Origin of the sequence: Paracoccus sp. PARArs4 (genome assembly GCF_947311865.1) — a bacterium.
In the GTDB taxonomy this organism is placed as follows: Bacteria; Pseudomonadota; Alphaproteobacteria; order Rhodobacterales; family Rhodobacteraceae; genus Paracoccus; species Paracoccus zeaxanthinifaciens.
Genome location: NZ_CAMZMW010000013.1, coordinates 18,991 through 35,830 on the forward strand (window position 1 = coordinate 18,991; position 16,840 = coordinate 35,830).

Genomic DNA, 16,840 nt, shown 5'->3' on the forward strand with positions numbered 1-16,840 from the left:
GGCCCCGTCCTGGACACGGCCGCGCCGTCCCCAGGAGAGAGGTGGCGCCGCCCCGGCGCGTGGCCGGGGCGGCAGGGGTCGTCATTCCTCGATGCGGGTCCAGTCGGCCACGTTCCAGATCTCGCTGTCCCATGCGTTCAGCTCCACGCCGCCAAGCGTGTTCGAATGGGCCGAGGCGGTGCCGCGATAGACGATGGGGATGATGACGTTGTTGTCCTTGGTCAGCATGTCGTTCATCTTGCGGCCCATCGCCGCGCGTTCGTCCGCATCCACGATGCCTTCGAGGTCGGCGACCATCTGGTCGTATTCCTCGTTGCAGAAGCGGCTGGTGTTCTCGCCCTGCCACTGGTTCGCGGGCGAGGGGGCCTTGTTGCAGGTGTGCTTGGCCAGGTAGGGCGCCGGGTTCGTGCCGTCGAAGTTGTCGGCATACATCTCGATATCGGCATAGAACTTCTGCAGGGTGTCGGGCGAGCCCGCATCCGACCCGAAGAAGACCGAGGCGTCGATGGTCTTCAGCTCGGTCTCGACGCCGATCTCGGACCACCACTGCTTGATCAGCGCCTGGAAGTCCTGGCGGACCGCGTTGACCGAGGTCTGGTAGGTGATGCTGAGCGTCACGCCGTCCTTCTCACGCACGCCGTTGCCGTTCATCACCCAGCCGGCTTCCTCCAGCAGGGCGTTCGCGCCCTCGATGTCCTGCGTCAGGCATTCGGTGTTCTCGGATGCCCACGCCTCGGGGGCGGGGACATAGTTGCAGGTCGGCTTGCCCGCGGGGCCATAGCCGATCTCGACCAGCAGCTCGCGGTCGATGGCCATGGACAGCGCCTTGCGGACGGCGGGGTCCGACAGGAACGGGTGCGGATGCTCCAGCGTCGAACGCTCGCCCTCGGGCAGGGACGAGGACGGGTCGGTCAGGTTGACATGCAGGCGTTCCACGAGGCTGCCGAAGGCCGCCGCCACCTTGCCGCGACCGGCGGCTTCCATGCCCTCGATGACGTCCGGGGCCAGCTGGGTGTTCCAGGCATAGTCGAACTCGCCCGTTTCCAGCACCGAACGCGCGGCACCGGCCGCGTCGCCGCCGCCCTTGACCAGCACCGTCGCGAAGGCGGGCTTGGCCGGGTCGCGATACTCGCCGTTCGCCTCCAGCGAGATGGTGTCGTTCGTCAGGAACTCGGTCACCGCGAAGGGACCGGTGCCGATCGGGTTGAAGTTCTGGTCCGTGCAGGTCGGCGCGTTCGAGCCGATGCAGTTCTCGAACTGGGCCTTCTGCAGGATCGGCGACTGCGAGCCGACGAATGCCGAGAAGGGATCGGGGCGGGGCGCCGCGAAGGTGATCTTGACGGTCTGCGGGTCGATCGCCTCGATCGAGGTCACGCCCTCGAACTTGGCCAGCTGCGAGCAGCCGCCCTCGGGATGCATGCAGTATTCGCCGGTGAAGACCACGTCCTCGGCGGTGAAGGCGCTGCCGTCCGACCACTTGATGTCGTCGCGCAGCTTCCAGGTGACCGAGGTCATGTCCTCGGGGATGCCGCCGTTCTCCATCGTGGGGATCTCGGTCACGAGGCGCGGATAGATGTTGCCCTGCGCGTCATAGCCGGCCAGCGGCTCGAGCGTCAGGCTGCCCGCGATGATTTCCTTGGTTCCGCCCGACAGATAGGGGTTCATCGTCGAGGGCGCCTGCCAGAGGATCAGGTTCAGCTGCCCGTCGCTGCCGCGTTCCGCCATGGCAGCCGGGGCCATCGCCAATGCGGCGGCAGCGCCCATGAGAACAGTCTTCAGTTTCATCACACTCTCCTGTTGGGTGTTGTGGTCCGCGGTCGTTGCCCCGGCACGATCAGCCATTCGGCTGTTTTTCTTGCGTCCGTCCCTTATGTGTCGCGGGTGCTTCCTTCATCGTGTCGTCGCCCTGCGGAATGGCGTCATCTTCGGATGAAGCCTTCAATCAATGCAAGAGTATTCGCGACCGTGCCCTGACGGCATTCGCCTTTGACTTTTCGCGGGCAGCGATTAGCCTTCGCGCTTGTACTTCTTCAGGGGGCCGCGATGCTGGACGATAAACCACTTGTTTCCATTGAGAAACTTCGCGTCGAATTCGATACGAGCGACGGGGTGGTCGTGGGCGTCAAGGATGTCAGCTTCGACATCAAGCCCGGCGAATGCGTCTGCGTGGTGGGCGAATCCGGTTCGGGCAAGTCGGTCAGCTCGCTGTCGCTGATGCGGCTGGTGGGATTCGGCGGCGGGACCATCGCGGGCGGGCGCCTGATGTTCACCGACGACAAGGGCCGCGACATCGACCTGGCCCAGCAGCCCGGCGGCGTGATGCGCGACATCCGCGGCAACCAGATCGGCATGATCTTCCAGGAACCGATGACCGCGCTGAACCCGGTCTTCACCGTGGGCGACCAGCTGACCGAGGGGCTGATCGCCCATCGCGGCATGTCGAAATCCGAGGCCCGCGCCCGCGCGCTGGAGATCCTGCGCCAGGTCCGCATCCCCGAACCCGAACGCCGCCTGGACCAGTATCCGCACGAATTGTCGGGGGGCATGCGCCAGCGCGTGGTCATCGCCATCGCCATGGCCTGCGAGCCCCGCCTGCTGATCTGCGACGAACCGACCACCGCGCTGGACGTCACCATCCAGGCCGAGATCCTGGCCCTGATCGACCGGCTGAAGCGGGAAAAGCAGATTGCCGTTCTTTTCATCACCCACGACATGGCCGTGGTCGCCCAGATGGCGGATCGGGTGGTCGTGATGTATCGCGGCGACAAGGTCGAGGAGGGCCCGGTCGAGCAGATCTTCGAGGCGCCCCAGAAGGACTATACCAAGATGCTTCTGGCCGCCGTGCCGCGGCTGGGCGAGATGACGGGCAAGCCCGCGCCCGAACGCCTGCGCCTGATGCGCGACGGCAGCCACGGCGCCCCCGAGCCGATCATCGTGGCCGATCCCCAGCCGCTGCTGACGGTCAGGAACCTGACGACGCGCTTCTCGGTCAAGGGCGGCCTGCTGCGCCGTACCGTCGCCCGCGTGCACGCGGTCGAGGATGTCAGCTTCTCGATCAACGCGGGCGAGACGCTGTCGCTGGTGGGGGAATCGGGCTGCGGAAAATCGACCTGCGGGCGTTCCATCCTGCGGCTGGTCGAACCCGACAGCGGCAGCGTGGACCTGGGCGGGACAGATGTGCTGGCGCTGTCGCAATCGGGGCTGCGCAAGGCGCGGCGCGACATGCAGATGATCTTCCAGGATCCCTTCGCCAGCCTCGATCCGCACATGAACCTGTACGACCAGGTGGCCGAGCCGCTGCAGAACTATGGCATCGGCAGCCGGTCCGAGCGCGAGGACCGCATCGCCACCCTGTTCGACCGGGTCGAGCTGCCCCGCAGTTTCATGCGCCGCTTCCCCCACGAGATGTCGGGCGGCCAGCGCCAGCGCATCGCCATCGCCCGCGCGCTGGCCTTGAACCCGCGCCTGATCGTCGCCGACGAAGCGGTGTCCGCGCTGGACGTGTCGGTGCAGGCGCAGGTGCTGAACCTGCTGATGGAACTGCAGCAGGATCTGGGCATCTCGATGCTGTTCATCAGCCACGACATGGCGGTGGTGGAGCGCGTCAGCCACCATGTCGGCGTGATGTATCTGGGCCGCATCGTGGAACTGGGCACCCGCCAGCAGGTCTTCGAGAACCCTCAGCACAGCTATACCCGCCAGCTGATGTCGGCGGTGCCGGTGGCCGATCCGCGCCAGAAGAAGATCTCCGAGGATCTGAACTTCCGCCCGATCCCCTCGCCGATCCATCCGGTCGATTATCAGCCCGTGCCGTCGGTCTATCGCGAGGTTGCGCCGGGGCACCGCGTGCTGGTCGATCCCGTCACCCACGGCTGAGGCGCCCCAACGTTTGCTGCCACGGGGGGCTGCCCGCGCGACGGTCAGCCCCATGCGATTTTCGGGACGGCTGCGATGCGAGACTTGCAGTATCTGCATCCTCGCGCCAGTCTGCCCGCGAAGGAGAAAGACATGCCGATCAAGAACCGCTTTTCCGAACTGCTGCCCGAGATCACCGCGTGGCGTCGCGATTTCCACGAGCATCCCGAACTGCTCTATGATGTGCATCGCACGGCCGGCAAGGTCGCGGGCCTGCTGCGCGATTTCGGCTGCGACGAGGTGGTCGAGGGTGTGGGCCGCACCGGCGTCGTCGGCGTCATCAAGGGTCGCACCGACAGCAAGGGCCGCGTCGTGGGCCTGCGCGCCGACATGGACGCCCTACCGATCGAGGAACAGACCGGCGTCGAATATGCCAGCAAGACCCCCGGCAAGATGCATGCCTGCGGCCATGACGGCCACACCGCCATGCTGCTGGGCGCGGCGAAATACCTGGCCGAGACGCGAAATTTCGACGGCACGGCCATCGTGATCTTCCAGCCCGCCGAGGAAGGCGGGGCAGGGGGCCTGGCCATGGTCGAGGACGGTCTGGTCGACCGCTGGAAGATCGACGAGTTCTACGGCATGCACAACATGCCCGGCATGCCCGTCGGCCAGTTCGCGATCAAGCCCGGCCCGATGATGGCCGCCGCCGACCAGTTCGACATCACCGTGACCGGCAAGGGCGGCCACGCGGCCAAGCCGCATGAATGCATCGACACCACCCTGACCGCCGCGCAGATCATCGTGGCCGTGCAGTCGGTCGTGTCGCGCAACATCGACCCGCTGAAGAATGCCGTGATCTCGGTCTGCGTCGTGTCCACCGATTCGACCGCGCATAACGTGATCCCCCAGGTGGTGAAGCTGAAGGGCACGGCCCGCAGCCTCGATCCGCAGGTGCGCGACCAGCTGCAGGAGGGGATCACCCGCGTGGCGACGAACATCGCCGCCGCGATGGGGGCCACCGCCAAGGTCGATTACGAACGCGGCTATCCCGTGACGATGAACGACGAGCAGGCGACCGACTGGGCCATCGACGTGGCCCAGGGCATCGCCGGTTCGGTCAAGACCGACATGGAGCCGATGATGGGCGGCGAGGATTTCAGCTATATGCTGAACGAGCGCCCGGGCGCCTATATCTGGGTCGGCAACGGCGATACCGCGATGGTCCATCACCCCGCCTACAACTTCAACGACGAGGCGATCCCCGCAGGCTCCAGCTGGTATGCCGGCATGATCGAGGCGCGGATGCCCGCCGCCTGAACCCAGGAGGGGCGCGGCCATGATGTCGCGCCCCGACCTTCGCGCGTCGGAAACGCGATTGTCTTTCAGCGCCATCTGCCCGAAATGACGGGAAAGAAGGACAGCGAAAGGACGTCACTCCAGATGGACAGCTTCACCCTGCGCGTCACCTGCGAATCCACCCGCGGGATCGTCGCGGCCATCTCGGGCTTTCTGGCCCGCCACGACTGCAACATCACCGACAGTGCGCAGTTCGACGATGCCGAGACGGGGCGCTTCTTCATGCGCGTCAGCTTCCGGTCCGAAGGCGCGGCTGCGCTGGATGCGCTGCGCGACGATTTCGCCCCCATCGCCGAGCAGTTCGGCATGCAGGCCGATTTCCACGACCAGGCGTGCAAGCCGAAGGTGGTCATCATGGTCAGCCGCTTCGGGCATTGCCTGAACGACCTGCTGTACCGCTGGCGGATCGGTGCGCTGCCGATCGACATCGTGGCGGTGATCAGCAACCACATGGATTACCAGAAACTGGTCGTGAACCACGACATCCCCTTCCACTGCATCAAGGTGACCAAGGAGAACAAGCCCGAGGCCGAGGCCCAGCAGATGCGCATCGTCGAGGAGACGGGCGCCGAGCTGGTCGTGCTGGCGCGCTACATGCAGGTGCTGTCCGACCAGATGTGCCGCAAGATGTCGGGGCGGATCATCAACATCCACCATTCCTTCCTGCCCAGCTTCAAGGGCGCGAACCCCTACAAGCAGGCCTACGAGCGTGGCGTGAAGCTGATCGGCGCGACCAGCCATTACGTCACCGCCGATCTGGACGAAGGCCCGATCATCGAACAGGACACCGTCCGCGTGACCCATGCACAGTCGCCCGGCGATTATGTCAGCCTTGGCCGCGACGTCGAGGCGCAGGTGCTGGCCCGCGCCATCCACGCCCATATCCACGGGCGCGTCTTCCTGAACGGCGACAAGACCGTGGTCTTCCCGCCCTCGCCCGGTAGCTATGCGAGCGAACGCATGGGCTGATCGTCCAGCAGCCTGGCCGCATGGCGATCCGCAAGGGGAGCGATGCGGTCATGGACGGGGGTGCGGGCGCAGATCTCCCACCACAGGCGGTAGTAGGGCAGGTCCTGCGCCTTGATGTTCTGCGTGGCGTTCAGGGGCATGCCGGGGCGGTTCAGCGTGGCGATGCGGTCAAGGATCAGCCGTTCCTGCCGGTCGTTCAGGCGCAGGTGGAAGGGCTTGGCGATGCGCCCGGCAAAATCCGCCATCGCGGGGCGGAACATGCCCGGCGGCGCCATGTGAAAACGTAGGTTGTAGCGGTCATGCGCGCGGGCATAGTCGCTGCCATGCGTCATCGAGAACAGCCCCTGGTCCCCGAAGGGCATGTCGGTCCGTTCCGCGATCATCCGCGCCATGTCCAGATAGGGCGCCAGCCCGCGATCCTCGCGTCGCATGCGGACAAGGTTCAGCACCATCGCCCCGCTGTTGATCAGCCCGTGCCCGATGCGGCGGGTGCGCGTCATCGCCCTGGGCGCAAGGTCGGTGTCGGTCACGGGGCGGGCGAGCAGCGGGGGCCTGAAGGGCAGCTCCCGGCAGGCGGCGAGCATGCGGCCCAGCAGCGGCTGGTTCAGGAAGGGCACGAGGTCGTCCATCACGATCACATCCAGCGGATCGAGATAGATCACGCGGTCCAGATCGGCGGGCAGGTATTCATGCGCCAGGTACCACAGGAAGCGCGCGCCGAAGGGCTTCTGCCCCAGCTTGCTCAGCTCGGCGAATTCCTGGTGCCGGGTGACGTGGACGACATGCAGGTCCAGATTGGGAAGACCCGCGCAGAATCGCTCTATCCCCGCGATCTGTTCGGGGCCCAGATGCAGGTGGAACAGCCAGAAGCGGATCCGGTCGCGCGGGTGGCTGTCGCACAGCGATTGCAGCATGACCTGCACCACATCCGCATCCTTGCCCCCGACCGAGGTCATCACGTCCAGCGTGACCGGCGCACGCCTGCGCCTGCGCCCGATCGTCTCGATCGCGAATGTCCACGGGCTGGGCGCCCTGCGATAGACCGGCGACAGAAGCGGGCCGGGGTCGGGGAATTTCATGATGTCCTGCGGGATGAGGGTGGTCCGGTAACGGTTCCGTCATCATGCACATGATGCAGGCAGGCGTGCAAGGCATGTGAGGGGGCGCCCCGCCGCGGGGGCGGGGCGCCTGTCGTCTTACTGCGGGATCTGCGCGGTGATGCCCTCGACATAGAAGTTCATCGACTGCAGATCCTCGTCCGAGGCGGTCTCGCCCTCGGCCAGCCAGGCGGTGCCGTCGGCCTTGTTCAGCGGGCCGGTGAAGGGGTGGTATTCACCCGCGCCGATCGCGTCGCGCAGGGCCTCGGCCTCAGCCTTGACCTCGGCGGGGACGGCCTCGGTGATCTCGCCGATCTCGACCTCTCCGTCGCCGATGCCGGCCCAGGTGGCCTTGCTTTCCCAGGTACCGTCAAGCACCTCGCCCACACGCTCGACATAGTAGGGCGCCCAGTTGTCGATGATGGACGCCACGCGGGGGCTGGGGGCGAAGGCCGCCATGTCGCTGGCCTGGCCGAAGCCGATGGCGCCTGCTTCTTGCGCCTTGGCAAGCGGTGCGGTGGAATCGGTGTGCTGCAGGATCACGTCCACGCCTTCGGCCAGCAGGGCGGCGGCGGCGTCGGCCTCTTTCGCCGGATCGAACCAGCTATAGGCCCAGACGACCTTCATCTCGACATCCGGGTTCACCTTCTGGGCGTGGATGAAGGACGAGTTGATGCCCTGGATCACCTCGGGGATCGGGAAGGACCCGATATAGCCGATCTTGTTCGATTCCGTCATGTGGCCCGCGATGGTGCCGATGACCGCGCGACCCTCGTAGAAACGGGCGTCATAGGTCGCGACGTTGTCGGCGCGCTTGTAGCCGGTGGCGTGTTCGAACTTCACGTCCGGGAACTTCGCGGCCACGTTGATGGTCGGGTCCATGAAGCCGAAGCTGGTCGCGAAGATCAGCTTGTTGCCCGCCAGCGCCAGCTGGGTCAGCGCGCGTTCGGCATCGGCGCCTTCCGGCACGCTTTCGATGAAGGTGGTTTCCACCCGGTCGCCATATTCGGCCTCGACCGCCTGGCGGCCCAGGTCGTGCTGATAGGTCCAGCCGCCGTCGCCGACCGGGCCGACATAGATGAAGCCGACCTTCAGCGGCTCGTCCTGGGCCATGGCGGGGGCGGCGATCAGGGCCGAAAGCGCGGCGGCGCCGGCAAGAAGTGTTCTGCGTTTCATGTCTACCCTCTCTGATGGACGGCTGCGTTCAGCGCAGCGCGTGGAAGTTCTGGCCGAGCGATCCGGGCGCGGCGGCCCCCGCACGGCGGCTGTATTTCTGCCGACCCGAGATCAGCACGAGGACGATGATCGTGGCAAGATAGGGCGCCATCGACAGCAGCTGCACGGGCACGTTCACCCCCGCCGCCTGCAGCCGCAGCTGCAGCACCGTCACCCCGCCGAACAGCCACGCCCCCGCCAGCACGCCGACCGCGGTCCAGTTGGAAAAGACGACGATGGCCAGCGCGATCCAGCCCGCGCCCGCCGTCATCCCTTCGGTCCATTGCAGCACCGTCGCGATCGAGATGAACGCCCCGCCGATCCCGGCCATCGCGCCGCCGAAGGCGATGGCCGCCAGCCGCGTCAGGCGCACGTCATAGCCCAGGGCGTGGGCTGCCTCGTGGTTCTCGCCCACGCCGCGCAGGATCAGGCCGCGCCGCGACCGGGTCAGGAACCACCAGATCGCGGGCACGGCCAGAAGGCCCAGCCAGACGATCCAGTTGATGCCCAGGGGGCCTCCGGGCATCGGGGGCGCCTTTACCCCCTCGAACGGCTTGCCGAACATGGCAGCAAGGCCCAGCCCGAACAGCGTCAGCGCAAGGCCGGATGCGACCTGGTTGGCCAGGAACGCCTGCGTCAGCGCCGCGAACAGGGTCGATATGGCGGCCCCCGCGACGGCGGCGGCGACGAAGCCCGCAAAGGGGTTGCCCGTCGCATGTGCGACCGCGAAGCCTGCCAGCGCGCCGGTGATCATCATCCCCTCGACGCCCAGGTTCAGGACGCCCGCGCGTTCGACGACCAGCTCGCCCAGGGCGGCGAAGAGGATCGGGGTCGAAGCCGACAGCAGCAGCAGGAAGACCGAAAGCGGATCGATCATGCGCGCACCCTCCGGACGATGCGGAACCGGGTCAGGATGTCGAAGCCCAGCAGGAAGAACAGCAGCATCCCCTGGAAGACCTGCACCGATGCGGCGGGAAGCTGCATGGTCAGCTGCGCCAGTTCGCCCCCGATATAGGTCAGCGCCAGCAGCAGCCCCGCCAGCAGGATGCCGACCGGATGCAACCGGCCCAGGAACGCCACGATGATCGCGGTGAAGCCGTAGCCCACGCCCAGCTTGTCGGTGACTTGGCCCGCGGGGCCCGCCACCTCGAACAGGCCCGCCGCACCGGCCAGCGCGCCCGACAGCCCCAGGCAGAAGGCCACCAGAACCTGCGGACGCACGCCCGCGAAACGCGCGGCACGGGGCGCGGTGCCCGCCGCGCGGATGTGGAAGCCGCGGATGTGGCGGCTCATCAGCACCCATGTCGCCACCACGGCGGCAAGCGCCGCGAAGACGCCCCAATGCGCGCCGGTATTCGCGAACAGCTCCGGGTTCGAGGCCGAGGGGTATTGCTGCAGGTTGCGCGAACCGGGGAAGCCGAAGCCCTCGGGGTTCTTCATCGGACCGAAGGCCATCCATGCCGCCACGCGCTGGGCGACATAGACCAGCATCAGCGACACGAGGATCTCGGACGCGCCGAACCAGTTGCGCAGCAGGGCGGGGATCATGCCCCAGGCCCAGCCGCCCGCCAGCCCCGCCAGCACCATCGCCGGAAAGATCCAGAACGCATCCAGCGGATAGAGCGCAAGCGCCACGCCCGCGCCGGTGATCCCGCCGATGATGTACTGACCCTCGGCGCCGATGTTCCAGATGCCGGCGCGGAAACCCACCGCCAGCCCCGAGGCGATCAGGATCAGCGGCGCGGCCTTCACCAGCAGCTGCGGGCGGGAATAGGACGCGGCCATACCGAACAGCGGATCCCAGAAGATCGTGCGGATCGCGGCGACCGGGTCGTGGCCCAGCAGCGCGAACAGCAACCCGCCCGTCAGCATGGTGGCCAGCACGGCAAGAACGGGCGTCGCGACCTGCCACAGGCCGGATGCGCCCGTGCGCGGAACAAGCTGGATCATATGCGGGCCTCCTCCATCCCGTGTGCGCCGCCCAGCATCAGGCCGATGCGTTCGAGGGTCAGCCCCTCGGTCGGGACCGGATCGGACAGGCGCCCCTCGTTCAGGGCGCAGAAACGGTCGGACAGTTCCAGGATCTCGTCCAGGTCCTGGCTGATGACGATGACGCCCGCGCCCGATCGCGCAAGATCCAGCAGCGACTGGCGCACGGCGGCGGCGGCGCCCGCATCGACGCCCCATGTGGGCTGGTTCACGACCAGCACGCGCGGGTCCTGCAGGACCTCGCGGCCGATGACGAATTTCTGCAGGTTGCCGCCCGACAGCGCCTTGGCGGCGGTGCCGGGACCGGGGGTGCGCACGTCGAAGGCGGCGATCACGGCCTGTGCGAAATCGCGCGCGGCGTCATGGTCGATCAGCCCGCGCCGGACCAGCGACTTGCGGTCGCCCGCAGTCAGCAGCGTGTTCTCGGTCAGGCTGAAATCGGGCACGGCGGCATGGCCCAGCCGGTCCTCGGGGGCGGCCAGAAGGCCCGCGCGGCGGCGAGCGGCGGGACCGGCCTGCGACAGGTCGGCGCCCTCGACACTCAGGGTGCCGGCAGCGGAGGGCATCTCGCCCGACAGGGCCGCCAGCAATTCCTCTTGCCCGTTGCCCGCGACGCCGCCGATGCCCAGGATCTCGCCCGCGCGAAGCGACAGGGACACGGATTTCAGGGCCACGCCCTCGGCCGTGGGGGCGGGCAGGGACAGGTCGCGCAGGTCCAGCAGCGTCTCGCCCGCGTTGCGGCCCGAGCGGTCGACGGCGCGCATCTCTCCTCCGACCATCATGGCGGCCAGCTGGTTGGCGGAATGGTCGCGCGGGTTGCAGCTGTCCACCACGCGGCCATGGCGCAGGATCGTGGCGCGGTCGCAATTTGCGCGGATCTCTTCCAGCTTGTGGCTGATATAGAGGATCGCCGTCCCCTGCGCGGCCAGCTTGCGCAGGGTCGCGAACAGCAGCTCGGCCTCTTGCGGGGTCAGCACGCTGGTGGGTTCGTCCATGATCAGCAGGCGCGGGTTCTGCAGCAGGCAGCGGATGATCTCGACCCGCTGGCGTTCGCCCGCCGACAGGGTGACCACGCGACGCGCGGGGTTCAGCGGCAGGCCGAATTCGTGGCTGACCTTGGTGATCCGGTCGGCCAGCTCGCGCCGGGGGGGCGGGTTCTCCATCCCCAGGGCGATGTTCTCGGCCACGGTCAGCGCGTCGAACAGGCTGAAATGCTGGAACACCATCGCCACGCCCGCCGCACGGGCCGCGCGCGGGTCGGACGGTTCGTGGGGGCGGCCCAGCAGCGTCATGTGCCCGTCATCGGGCCGCACGAGGCCATAGATCATCTTGACCAGCGTGGATTTCCCGGCGCCGTTCTCGCCCAGCAGGGCGTGGATCTCGCCTTTGGCGATCTCGAAGGAAACGTCGTCATTCGCGCGCACACCGGGATAGGTCTTGCCGACCCCCTCTGCGCGAAACACCGTGGCGCTGTCCAAATTCACCTTCCCCTGTCGAGCCTTGCGAGAAACCCGGCCTGCTTAGACCGCAAATCGCGGGGCTGGCAATTGCGCTGTTTGGTCAGGCTGCGATACTGTTGCAATCATGGCCGCAAAATCCCCCCGATTCATCCATCTTCGCACACATTCCGAGCATTCCTTGCTGGAAGGTGCCATTCCTGTCGGCAAAATGCCCGCGATTGCCGCCGAAATGGGCATGCCGGCCGTCGCGCTGACGGATACGAACAACATGTTCGCCGCGCTGGAATTCAGCGTGAAGGCCAAGGACAAGGGCGTGCAGCCCATCATCGGCTGCCAGGTGACGGTGCAGGCCGACGCGACGGGGCCGGTCGTGCTTCTGGCGCAGAACCGCGCGGGCTGGATGAACCTGATGGCCCTGTCCTCGTGCATCTATCTGCGCGAGGGGGGCGCGCTGCCGCATGTGACCCTGGACGAGCTGTGCGCGCGGGCCGAGGGGCTGATCTGCCTGACGGGCGGGGCGTTCGGGCCGCTTGGGCAGCTGATCGCGCAGGGGCAGGGCGAGAAGGCCGCCGCGCTGACGACCCGGCTGGCGGATGCCTTCGGCGACCGGCTCTATGTCGAACTGCAGCGCCACCCGTCCGAGAACGGCACCCTGATGCCCGCGGAATCCGCAAGCGAGGCCGGCCTGATCGAGCTGGCCTATGCCCGCGACCTGCCGCTGGTCGCCACGAACGACGTCTATTTCCCCAAGCCCGCAATGTACGAGGCTCATGACGCGCTGATCTGCATCGCCGAGAAGGCCTATGTCGATCAGCCCCAGCCGCGCCGCCGCCTGACGCCGCAGCACTACTTCAAGTCCCCCGAGGAGATGGCCGTCCTGTTCGCCGACCTGCCCGAGGCGCTGGAGAACACGGTCGAGATCGCCCGCCGCTGCGCCTTCGCGGTCAGCAAGCACGCCCCCATCCTGCCGAAATTCGCCGATGACGAGGTGGCCGAACTGCGCCGCCAGGCGAACGAGGGGCTTCAGGCCCGCCTGAAGGTCATCCCCCATGCCGTCACCCCCGAGGAATACCAGCAGCGCTTGGATTTCGAGCTGAACATCATCGAGCAGATGGGCTTTCCCGGCTATTTCCTGATCGTCGCGGATTTCATCGGCTGGGCCAAGGATCACGACATCCCCGTCGGGCCGGGGCGCGGCTCGGGGGCGGGCAGCCTCGTGGCCTATGCGCTGACGATCACCGACCTGGATCCGCTGCGGTATTCACTGCTGTTCGAACGCTTCCTGAACCCGGAACGGGTCAGCATGCCCGACTTCGACATCGACTTCTGCATGGACCGCCGCGAAGAGGTGATCCGCTACGTGCAGGAGAAATACGGCAAGGAGAAGGTCGGCCAGATCATCACCTTCGGTGCGCTTCTGTCCAAGGCCGCCGTGCGCGACGTGGGCCGCGTGCTGCAGTTGCCCTTCGGCCAGGTGGACCGCCTGTCCAAGATGATCCCGGTCGAGGGCGTGAAGCCCGTCAGCATCACCAAGGCCCGCGCCGAGGAACCGCGCCTGCGCGAGGCCGCCCGCGAAGAGGTCGTGGGTCGTCTGCTGGATTACGCCGAGCAGCTGGAGGGGCTGTACCGCAACGCCTCGACCCACGCGGCGGGGGTGGTGATCGGGGACCGGCCGCTGGACCAGCTGGTCCCGCTGTACCGCGATCCCGCATCCGACATGCCCGCGACGCAGTTCAACATGAAATGGGTCGAGCAGGCCGGCCTGGTGAAGTTCGACTTCCTCGGCCTCAAGACGCTGACGGTCATCCAGAACGCGGTCGATCTGATCAACGGTGCGGGCCGCCCCCTGCATGTCGATGCCGAGGGCCGAGAGCTGTACCAGCCCCCCGCCGGGACCGAGAACCAGATCAACACGATCCCGCTGGACGACAAGGCCAGCTATGACCTGTTTGCCAGCGCCCGCACGGTCGCGGTGTTCCAGGTGGAATCCAGCGGCATGATGGACGCGCTGCGCCGCATGCGCCCGACCTGCATCGAGGATATCGTGGCACTGGTCGCGCTGTACCGCCCCGGCCCGATGGAGAACATCCCCGTCTATTGCGACGTGAAGAACGGCGCGCGGGAACTGGAATCCATCCATCCCAGCATCGACCACATCCTGGCGGAAACGCAGGGCATCATCGTCTATCAGGAACAGGTGATGCAGATCGCACAGGTCATGGCGGGATATTCGCTTGGCGGCGCAGACCTGCTGCGCCGCGCGATGGGCAAGAAGATCGCCGCCGAAATGGCCAAGGAGCGTCCGAAATTCATCAAGGGCAGCGTCGAGAACGGCGTGTCGGAAAAGAAGGCGGGCGAGGTCTTCGACCTGCTCGAGAAGTTCGCGAATTACGGCTTCAACAAGTCGCACGCGGCGGCCTATGCGGTCGTCAGCTATCAGACGGCGTGGCTGAAGGCGAACCACCCGGTCGAATTCATGGCGGCGGTGATGAACTGCGACATCCATCTCACGGACAAGCTGGCGATCTACAAGCGCGAATGCGACCGCATGGGGATCGAGATCGTGCCGCCCTGCGTCAACCGCTCGGCCCCGACCTTCACCACGGGCAAGGGGCGCATCTTCTATGCCCTTGGCGCGCTGAAGGGCGTGGGGATCGAGGCGATGCGACTGATCCACGAGGCGCGGGGCGACCGGCCCTTCCGCGACATCAACGATTTCGCCCGTCGCGTGGACATGAAGCGCGTGGGCAAGCGCCCGCTGGAGATGCTGGCGCGCGCAGGGGCGTTCGACCTGCTGGACGACAACCGCGCAAGGGTGCTGAAATCGCTGGACGGGCTGGTCGCATGGTCGGCCGCCGTGCAGGAACAGGCGGCCTCGAACCAGTCCTCGCTGTTCGGTGGGGGCGAGGATCTGCCGCCGCCGCGCCCGGCCATCGCGCAGGTCTGGCTGCCGACCGAGAAGCTGGGCGAGGAGCACAAGGCCGTCGGCTTCTACCTGTCGGGCCACCCGCTGGACGATTACCAGACCGCGTTGCGCCGCAAGAAGGTCCAGACCCTGGCCGAGATTTCCGCCGAGGCCGCGGGCGGTCCCATGGTCGCCTTCATCGCGGGCACCGTTGCCGCCCGGATGGAGCGCAAATCTGCCAAGGGCACGCAATACGCCTTCGTCAGCCTGTCCGATCCGACCGGGCTTTACGAGGTCACGCTGTTCTCGGACTTGCTGAACGCATCGCGAGAGCGGCTGGAATCGGGGATGAACGTGGTCCTGCAGGTCAAGGTCGAGCCCTCGGGGGAACAGGTGAAGATGCTGGCCAACAGCGTCGCCAGCCTCGAGGATTTCGTCGCGGATGCGGGGGCAGGGTCCTTGGCGGTCGAGATCCAGGGCGTCGACACGGTCGGTCGCCTGGCCGAGACCCTTGGCCGCATCCAGGCCGAGCTGGTCGCCCCGTCGCGTGCGCGCGGTCCGGTGCGCCTGCGCATCCGCGAGGGCGACGAGCTGATCGAGATCGAGGTCGCGAACGACGCGCCCCTGACCACGCCCGCCCGCCAGGCGCTGCGTGCGGTTCCGGGCGTGATGGACGTGATCGAGGAATAGGGCGGGGCCGTTTCTTCTGGTCAGATGTTCCCGCTTCGTGCTAGCCATCGGAAAAAAGGGGGCAGCATGAAGGTCTTGGGCATCGATCCCGGTTTGCGGAACATGGGCTGGGGCGTGATCGAAGTGGACGGCCCGCGCATCCGCCATGTCGCGAACGGATGTGTGCATTCGGACGGGGCGCTGGACCTGGGCCCGCGCCTGTCCACGCTGTTCCGCGGCCTGTGCGAGGTGATCCGCATCCACGCACCCGACGCTGCGGCGGTCGAGCAGACATTCGTGAACAAGGACGCGACCGGCACGCTGAAGCTGGGCCAGGCACGCGGCGTGGCGCTTCTGGCCCCCGCCGAGGCCGGGCTGGAGATCGGCGAATACGCCCCGAACGCGGTCAAGAAGACCGTCGTCGGCGTGGGTCATGCCGGCAAGGAACAGGTGCAGCACATGATCCGCGTGCAATTGCCGGGCGTGCTCTTCGACAGCCCCGATGCGGCCGACGCGCTGGCGATCGCCATCTGCCATGCGCGGCATCTGCAGGGTCGGAACCTGCGCGCGGTGACGGCCAAGCGGGGTGCGGCATGATCGGCCGCATCGCAGGCATGATCCTGCATCGCGCGAACGATCACGTGCTGATCGACGTGCGCGGCGTGGGCTATATCGTCCATGTCAGCGAGAGGACGGCGGCGGGGCTGCCGCCCGTGGGCCAGGCGGCCGCGCTCTATACCGAGCTGATGGTGCGCGAGGATCTGCTGCAGCTGTTCGGCTTCCCGACGATGCTGGAAAAGGAATGGCACCGGCTGCTGACCTCGGTCCAGGGGGTGGGCGCGAAGGTGTCGCTGGCGATCCTGGGGACGCTCGGGGCCGAGGGGCTGTCGCGGGCGATCGCGCTTGGCGACTGGGCATCGGTGCGCAAGGCGAACGGCGTGGGGCCGAAGCTCGCGCAGCGGATCGTGCTGGAACTGAAGGACAAGGCACCATCGGTCATGGCGCTTGGGGGGGCGTTGACGGTCGATGCGGGCGATGTGCTTGGCGGGGCGGATGCGGTCGCGACGGGCATCGAGCCCGTCGCGACCGCCGCCTCGGCGCCGGGCTCGATGCCCGGCACCGAGGCGCGCCCCCCGCGCAAACCTGCGCAGGACAGCGGGCAGGCGATGGCCGATGCGCTGTCGGCGCTGTCGAACCTGGGCTATGGTCCCTCCGAGGCGGCCAGCGCCGTGGCCGAGGCACAGGCCGCGGAACCGACGGCAACGACGCCTGCGTTGATCCGCGCGGCGCTGCGGCTTCTGGCGCCCAAGGACTGATCAGGG

The 16,840-nt window shown here is 67.2% G+C and carries 12 protein-coding genes; 6 read left to right on the top strand and 6 right to left on the bottom strand.

Going from position 1 to position 16,840, the window contains the following annotated elements:
• Window positions 1–81: 81 nt before the first annotated feature.
• Entirely contained in the window at window positions 82–1,785 is a 1,704-nt protein-coding gene (locus tag QMZ16_RS11545) for a peptide ABC transporter substrate-binding protein (protein ID WP_282603374.1), read from the bottom strand.
• A gap of 258 nt (window positions 1,786–2,043) precedes the next feature.
• Between QMZ16_RS11545 and QMZ16_RS11550 the strand changes: the two genes are divergently transcribed.
• The 3 genes from QMZ16_RS11550 (at window position 2,044) to purU (ending at window position 6,183) form a co-directional block, all read left to right on the top strand.
• Window positions 2,044–3,876: an ABC transporter ATP-binding protein gene (locus tag QMZ16_RS11550; protein ID WP_282603375.1), complete on the top strand. Its 1,833-nt coding sequence runs from the start codon at window positions 2,044–2,046 to the stop codon at window positions 3,874–3,876.
• A 132-nt stretch (window positions 3,877–4,008) separates the two neighbouring features.
• The gene (locus tag QMZ16_RS11555; protein WP_022707751.1) at window positions 4,009–5,175 is read left to right on the top strand and encodes a M20 aminoacylase family protein; all 1,167 of its coding nucleotides are present in this window, start codon (window positions 4,009–4,011) and stop codon (window positions 5,173–5,175) included.
• Between the two features lie 123 nt (window positions 5,176–5,298).
• Entirely contained in the window at window positions 5,299–6,183 is an 885-nt protein-coding gene (gene purU / locus QMZ16_RS11560; RefSeq protein WP_282603376.1) for a formyltetrahydrofolate deformylase, read from the top strand.
• On the opposite strand, the gene QMZ16_RS11565 is transcribed toward purU, so the two are convergent.
• The 5 genes from QMZ16_RS11565 to QMZ16_RS11585 all read right to left on the bottom strand — a co-directional run bounded on the left by QMZ16_RS11565 (window position 6,159) and on the right by QMZ16_RS11585 (window position 11,968).
• Window positions 6,159–7,262 (bottom strand): glycosyltransferase, encoded by a 1,104-nt coding sequence (locus QMZ16_RS11565; protein WP_282603377.1) that lies wholly within the window; start codon window positions 7,260–7,262, stop codon window positions 6,159–6,161. The genes purU and QMZ16_RS11565 overlap by 25 nt on opposite strands.
• A 117-nt stretch (window positions 7,263–7,379) precedes the next feature.
• Window positions 7,380–8,456: a BMP family ABC transporter substrate-binding protein gene (locus tag QMZ16_RS11570; RefSeq protein WP_282603378.1), complete on the bottom strand. Its 1,077-nt coding sequence runs from the start codon at window positions 8,454–8,456 to the stop codon at window positions 7,380–7,382.
• Window positions 8,457–8,484: 28 nt separating this feature from the next.
• Window positions 8,485–9,372 (bottom strand): ABC transporter permease, encoded by an 888-nt coding sequence (locus QMZ16_RS11575; protein WP_282603379.1) that lies wholly within the window; start codon window positions 9,370–9,372, stop codon window positions 8,485–8,487.
• Entirely contained in the window at window positions 9,369–10,445 is a 1,077-nt protein-coding gene (locus QMZ16_RS11580; RefSeq protein WP_282603380.1) for an ABC transporter permease, read from the bottom strand. Before QMZ16_RS11580 ends, QMZ16_RS11575 begins: the two co-directional genes overlap by 4 nt.
• Window positions 10,442–11,968 carry an ABC transporter ATP-binding protein gene (locus tag QMZ16_RS11585; protein WP_282603381.1) on the bottom strand — a complete coding sequence of 509 codons (1,527 nt, stop codon included), beginning with the start codon at window positions 11,966–11,968 and terminating at the stop codon, window positions 10,442–10,444. The genes QMZ16_RS11580 and QMZ16_RS11585 overlap by 4 nt, the downstream gene beginning before the upstream one ends.
• A gap of 100 nt (window positions 11,969–12,068) precedes the next feature.
• Between QMZ16_RS11585 and dnaE the strand changes: the two genes are divergently transcribed.
• The 3 genes from dnaE to ruvA all read left to right on the top strand — a co-directional run bounded on the left by dnaE (window position 12,069) and on the right by ruvA (window position 16,834).
• Window positions 12,069–15,539 (top strand): DNA polymerase III subunit alpha, encoded by a 3,471-nt coding sequence (dnaE, locus tag QMZ16_RS11590; RefSeq protein ID WP_282603382.1) that lies wholly within the window; start codon window positions 12,069–12,071, stop codon window positions 15,537–15,539.
• A 66-nt stretch (window positions 15,540–15,605) separates the two neighbouring features.
• On the top strand, window positions 15,606–16,115 hold the full coding sequence (gene ruvC, locus QMZ16_RS11595) for a crossover junction endodeoxyribonuclease RuvC (protein ID WP_282603383.1): 510 nt from the start codon (window positions 15,606–15,608) through the stop codon (window positions 16,113–16,115).
• Complete coding sequence (gene ruvA, locus QMZ16_RS11600) at window positions 16,112–16,834, top strand: Holliday junction branch migration protein RuvA (protein ID WP_282603384.1); 723 nt, start codon at window positions 16,112–16,114, stop codon at window positions 16,832–16,834. The genes ruvC and ruvA overlap by 4 nt, the downstream gene beginning before the upstream one ends.
• The last annotated feature ends 6 nt before the right edge of the window (window positions 16,835–16,840 follow it).

Coding starts and splice junctions, on each gene's coding strand:
- dnaE (WP_282603382.1), top strand. CDS start 12,069: ATGGCCGCAAAATCCCCCCGATTCATCCATCTTCGCACACATTCCGAG.
- QMZ16_RS11555 (WP_022707751.1), top strand. CDS start 4,009: ATGCCGATCAAGAACCGCTTTTCCGAACTGCTGCCCGAGATCACCGCG.
- QMZ16_RS11575 (WP_282603379.1), bottom strand. CDS start 9,372: ATGATCGATCCGCTTTCGGTCTTCCTGCTGCTGCTGTCGGCTTCGACC.
- QMZ16_RS11570 (WP_282603378.1), bottom strand. CDS start 8,456: ATGAAACGCAGAACACTTCTTGCCGGCGCCGCCGCGCTTTCGGCCCTG.
- QMZ16_RS11565 (WP_282603377.1), bottom strand. CDS start 7,262: ATGAAATTCCCCGACCCCGGCCCGCTTCTGTCGCCGGTCTATCGCAGG.
- ruvA (WP_282603384.1), top strand. CDS start 16,112: ATGATCGGCCGCATCGCAGGCATGATCCTGCATCGCGCGAACGATCAC.
- ruvC (WP_282603383.1), top strand. CDS start 15,606: ATGAAGGTCTTGGGCATCGATCCCGGTTTGCGGAACATGGGCTGGGGC.
- QMZ16_RS11545 (WP_282603374.1), bottom strand. CDS start 1,785: ATGAAACTGAAGACTGTTCTCATGGGCGCTGCCGCCGCATTGGCGATG.
- purU (WP_282603376.1), top strand. CDS start 5,299: ATGGACAGCTTCACCCTGCGCGTCACCTGCGAATCCACCCGCGGGATC.
- QMZ16_RS11550 (WP_282603375.1), top strand. CDS start 2,044: ATGCTGGACGATAAACCACTTGTTTCCATTGAGAAACTTCGCGTCGAA.
- QMZ16_RS11580 (WP_282603380.1), bottom strand. CDS start 10,445: ATGATCCAGCTTGTTCCGCGCACGGGCGCATCCGGCCTGTGGCAGGTC.